The sequence below is a fragment of the Hydrocoleum sp. CS-953 genome, assembly GCF_002260545.1.
GTDB lineage: Bacteria > Cyanobacteriota > Cyanobacteriia > Cyanobacteriales > Microcoleaceae > Trichodesmium.
Genome location: NZ_LGSU01000796.1, coordinates 1 through 4,716, shown reverse-complemented (window position 1 = coordinate 4,716; position 4,716 = coordinate 1). Strand labels below are relative to the sequence as shown.

Below are 4,716 nucleotides of genomic sequence, written 5' to 3'. Positions count from 1 at the left end.
ATATCATGTCTGGTTGAATAGTTATAAATAACTAATCATTTCAGTTACCAATTTTCACCACCTCTGAATTGAACTTCTGACTTCACATTATTATCCGGACATCATATAATTTCTTGAGCCACCCTTTGTATTCTGTCCAATTCTAAATCGGAAAGATAATCTACACACCAATTAGCCAAACGTTGCAGCATATGAAAAGGATAAGTATGAGCAACACCAACCACAGGTATGCCAGCCAGTTTAGCAGCTTCAATACCCGAAAAAGTATCCTCAATTACTAAACATTCTGAAGGCTGGAGATTAATGTCTGTATATTGTTGATTTAAAGTATCTACAGCTAACAAATAACCATCAGGCTTTGGTTTACTGGCCTTAACATCATCTCCACCAATAATTACCGGAAAATAATCAGCTAAATTAGCTTTATTTAAAACTAATTCTACTTCGCCTCGCATAGCACCAGTAACCACAGCCATCTTCAAATTAGCTTGAGAAACCCGATAAATAAAATCTACCGTATCTGAATAAATTGGTAACTCTTCAATACTTTCTAACTGTTGTTGATAAGCTAGAGTTTTGCGTTTGATTAACTGTTCTAAATACCCTTCATTTACATATCTACCTCTTTGGGCTAATATATCTTTCAAACAAGCACGATCACTTCTTCCTAAACAAAATTTGTGATATTCTCCTGGTTTAAGCAGCAGATTTTCATCAAGTAGCACTTGTTCTATTAATTTTTCGTGCAGAAATTCATCATTAATAATCACACCATTAAAATCGAACAAAACAGCTTTGAGAGTCATTTCAGTTATCAGTTATTAGTTATCAGTTAAGTAAGCATTCAGCCGTCAGCTGTCAGCTATCAGCTTTTAACCCCTTGAATTGTATGAGTTTAAAACCCAAATTCTTCGTTTTTATGTATCAATTTTTTGGTTAAAAATATACTATAAATCAAAGGAATTCTTAGTTCATTCATTAAAAATATGTTTGCGTAGCATTCCGTAGGAAGAGCTAATTACTAATAGCTGTTTGCGCAGCATTCCGCAGGAAATGCTTACTCAGTTAACAAGTACCTCTTGCTTAAACTTGCTTAAACTAGAGGCTTAAAATGTAAGCATTCAGCCGTCAGCCGTCAGCTATCAGCTATTGGTTTTAGTTGACAAGAAAAGCTTTATTAATTGTCTTACTACAAAAGCTGTTTCTCTTGCTCTTAAGGTCTATTTTAATTGAAAAACTGTCCTTAAAGAGAGCTGATGGCTGACAGCTAATAGCTGTTTGCTCCGCATTCCGCAGGAAATGCTTACCTTAAAATACTAAAGTTTATTTTTTTCATCCCATATCTAAGAGGAGGTTATTGACCTAATTTTTTGGTCATAATATTGTTGTAAGTAGTTGTACTTTTAGGAGTTTTCTAGTTGAGATAGGAAACAGAGAATAGAAAATAAATAGGATGTGTAATTAATTTTGCTTATGAACTTAATAAATGCTAATTGCTCTAATAAGCAGGAGCAGGAAAATTACCACTATCATTATCCCAATTTGGTAGATTATGCTTTAATTCTGGTATAATCTCATCTCGATCTAAAAGTGGCTTAACCCCACTACTGACCTGATGGAACCACCATATATCCTGAGTTTCCACTGCACCAAATCCCGCAGCCCCTAACCAAGCATCAATATTACCTTTAGCATAAGACTTAATATAAGGTTCCTCAAAGATTTCTGTCAGCCAGTCACTTTGTCGTAAAGTTTTTTGGTTGCCGTCCAGAATCACAACTTGGCCTCCAACTATTAATAGTCGAAAAATTTCCTGTAAGATGCCTCTTGATATTTGTGGTGGAGTTTCATGGAATAATAAGGCCATCGTTACTAAATCAAAGGAAGCATCTGGAAATCCTGTTTTTTCTGCATTTTCATGTCGCCACTGAATATTTAACCCTGCTGTTTTGGCTTTAGCTTCTGCACAGACAAGCATATACGGTGATAAGTCTATACCAATAACTTCTGCTTGGGGAAATGTCTGTTTCAGCATCAAGGTCATAGAACCTGTGCCACATCCTAAGTCTAGTATACGTCTTGGTCTAACCTGAATTGCATCAACTAAAGATTTTCTCACCCAAGTTTCATTAGGAGGCAAAGCATACTGGGTAATAGGGTCATAAGTAACTGCTGCACCTATAGTTAGATAACCTCCTTCAATACCGTGAAAATTTCCAGAGGTATAATATTCAGGATAAACTACGGTAGGATTGGTGAAGCGATCGCTTTGAGTCTCCCAATCTATACTACTGCGGAACCGTTTCATAGCTTCTTGGTCAATCAAAAAGTTGTTGACCAATGGTGAAAGAAATTTCTGGTATATTGTATCTTTTCTAACTGCCATCAAATTTTTCTAATTTTGACATCCTCCGGATGTTGGGCAACTGCAATAATGCGATATTCCCAAAACTCACTATTTAGGTTTGTTGCTTTTCGTCCACCTGCTTTGAAAAAATTTTATTTTAATTTGTCTGCTACTTCCTTTAATTGTTTGACAATTTCTTGGTTTTGGTTACTTCTAGAACCATAAAGTCTAGCAGAAAATACTCTAATTATTTCGAGTACATCTGGAGCTAAAACTTCTTCAAAGGTAGAATCCTCGGAACGATTAATAATTACTATTTCTGTACCAAATATTTCACACAAAGTAAATATCAAGTCACTACCAAATCTCAGNCTGCTACTTCCTTTAATTGTTTGACAATTTCTTGGTTTTGGTTACTTCTAGAACCATAAAGTCTAGCAGAAAATACTCTAATTATTTCGAGTACATCTGGAGCTAAAACTTCTTCAAAGGTAGAATCCTCGGAACGATTAATAATTACTATTTCTGTACCAAATATTTCACACAAAGTAAATATCAAGTCACTACCAAATCTCAGCAGTCTGTCTTTATTAGTTAAGACTAATCGTTCTACTTGCTCTGAGCATATCAGTTTTATTAACCTAATCAGTCCTTTTTTACGATAATTTAAACCACTACCTAAGTCTGATATAACTTCAAAAGACCAACCTTGTTTAGCACAATATGCTTCTAAAACTATTTTTTGGCGTTCTAAGTCATCTTTTTGGTCGTAGCTACTAACTCTGGCATAGGCAACGGTTAAAGAATTATCTTGTTTGTTACCGATTAAGTTAGATACAGTAAATCGTCGATGACCACCTTCGGTACGGATTGATTTTATCCGTCCTTCAGTTTCCCATCGTCTAATTGTTTTTGTTGAAACTCCTAGCAGTTCTGCTGCTTGAGATACTGTTAATAAGTTAGACATTAATCCAGTATATCACAATAAATATTTAGTTATGTCTAACTTTCATCTAATTATTTTAATACTTAGTGCAATAAATGTAGGTTGGGTTGTTTCGCTAACGCGACATGTAACGCGAACTTCGTTGCGCAGCATGGAACAAAACCCAACAAAAGTCCTTCTCTCGTACGGACGCCCTTATGCAACGTCCCTACCTTACTCCCCCACTCCCCTACTCCCTAACGCACCATTTAAGATGAAACAATACAGTAGAAACAAACCAGTAGGGTGCGTTAGACGGCTTAAATTGAGACGATGAAAGGGATTTAGTAATCCGTCGTAACGCACCATTTTATAGCAGTTTTCACTTAGGTATACCAAAGTAGTAGGGACGTTCCATGGAAGGTCTCTACAAGGTTTTTTGTTCTTAGGAGTTTGTTCCATCTTCTTGAAAACCGCTATAGGTGTGTCGGTCTACTAAATTAAAGACTTAATATTTTTAGGACTTACGCAGAGGCGCTATATATAGCTCTCAAAACTATTGCGCAACAGTTTTTTAACTCTATACATAGTACCTTTGCGTAAGTCCTGATTTTATTTTATAGATACCCTCTAAGATATTTTATTTTGTAAAGCTGTTTTGGCAATTTTAGTAACATAAATAGTTACAGCAACTGTGGCGACTAGACCAACTCCGTAGAGAACCCATTCTCCCGTGGTACGGGAGCCAGTTTCTGTGCCCAAAGTTGCCAAACTTCCAGCTAAGGAACCCAGATATACATACATTACTGTACCTGGCATCATGCCAATCCAAGATGCCAAACAATAGTCCCGCAGAGAAACTTGAGTTAGACCAAAAGCATAGTTAAGCAGGTTAAAAGGAAAAATAGGAGATAAGCGGGTTAGGCCAACAATTTTCCATCCTTCATCGGCCACAGCTTTGTCAATGGCCTGAAATTGTTCATTTCCTTCTATTTGTTTGGAAACCCAACCTCGTGCTAGATATCGACCAACTAAGAAGGCACAAGTCGCACCTATAGTTGAGCCGATAGAAACGTAAACTGAACCAAAAAGAGGACCGAATAATACACCTGCGCCCAGGGTTAGTAGTGAGCCAGGTAGGAATAAAACTGTAGCCAAAATATAGATAATAATAAAAGTTATGGGACCCCAGGGGCCAAGTGTATCAATCCAATTTAAGGCGTTTTCTAATAGTTGTTGAGCATTAAAAAATTTCTGAGCAACAACTAGGATAATGGCGACTCCAAACATAATTAATAGTGGTTTGATTAGCTTGTTTAGTTTTGACTTTTTTTTTGTTGTTTGTTCTAGGTCGTTCATTATATATAAGCTTGAAAAATATCTTTGTACTAATTGATATTATAATTATTTGACAACTAAAAGCATTGTTTTTAAGTTAACTTTC

General features: G+C 36.1%; 4 protein-coding genes and 1 pseudogene. All 5 read right to left on the bottom strand.

Going from position 1 to position 4,716, the window contains the following annotated elements; translation table 11 throughout:
• Window positions 1-101: 101 nt before the first annotated feature.
• The gene (locus AFK68_RS09915) at window positions 102-806 is read right to left on the bottom strand and encodes an HAD family phosphatase (RefSeq protein WP_094672564.1); all 705 of its coding nucleotides are present in this window, start codon (window positions 804-806) and stop codon (window positions 102-104) included.
• A 692-nt stretch (window positions 807-1,498) separates the two neighbouring features.
• Window positions 1,499-2,386 (bottom strand): class I SAM-dependent methyltransferase, encoded by an 888-nt coding sequence (locus AFK68_RS09910; RefSeq protein WP_094672563.1) that lies wholly within the window; start codon window positions 2,384-2,386, stop codon window positions 1,499-1,501.
• 113 nt (window positions 2,387-2,499) lie between these two features.
• Window positions 2,500-2,718 (bottom strand): annotated as a pseudogene (locus AFK68_RS44715) (IS607 family transposase); the annotation flags it as partial.
• A 1-nt stretch (window position 2,719) separates the two neighbouring features.
• Window positions 2,720-3,314, bottom strand: a 595-nt coding sequence (locus AFK68_RS09900; protein WP_143437747.1) for an IS607 family transposase, incomplete at its 3' end; no start/stop codon positions are given.
• A 588-nt stretch (window positions 3,315-3,902) separates the two neighbouring features.
• Window positions 3,903-4,562 carry a TVP38/TMEM64 family protein gene (locus AFK68_RS09895; RefSeq protein ID WP_246844096.1) on the bottom strand — a complete coding sequence of 220 codons (660 nt, stop codon included), beginning with the start codon at window positions 4,560-4,562 and terminating at the stop codon, window positions 3,903-3,905.
• Window positions 4,563-4,716 lie beyond the last annotated feature (154 nt).

What these genes read in the sequence shown, in the direction of transcription:
- AFK68_RS09895 (WP_246844096.1), bottom strand. Translation starts at nt 4,562, where the DNA reads ATGTTTGGAGTCGCCATTATCCTAGTTGTTGCTCAGAAATTTTTTAAT.
- AFK68_RS09910 (WP_094672563.1), bottom strand. Translation starts at nt 2,386, where the DNA reads ATGGCAGTTAGAAAAGATACAATATACCAGAAATTTCTTTCACCATTG.
- AFK68_RS09915 (WP_094672564.1), bottom strand. Translation starts at nt 806, where the DNA reads ATGACTCTCAAAGCTGTTTTGTTCGATTTTAATGGTGTGATTATTAAT.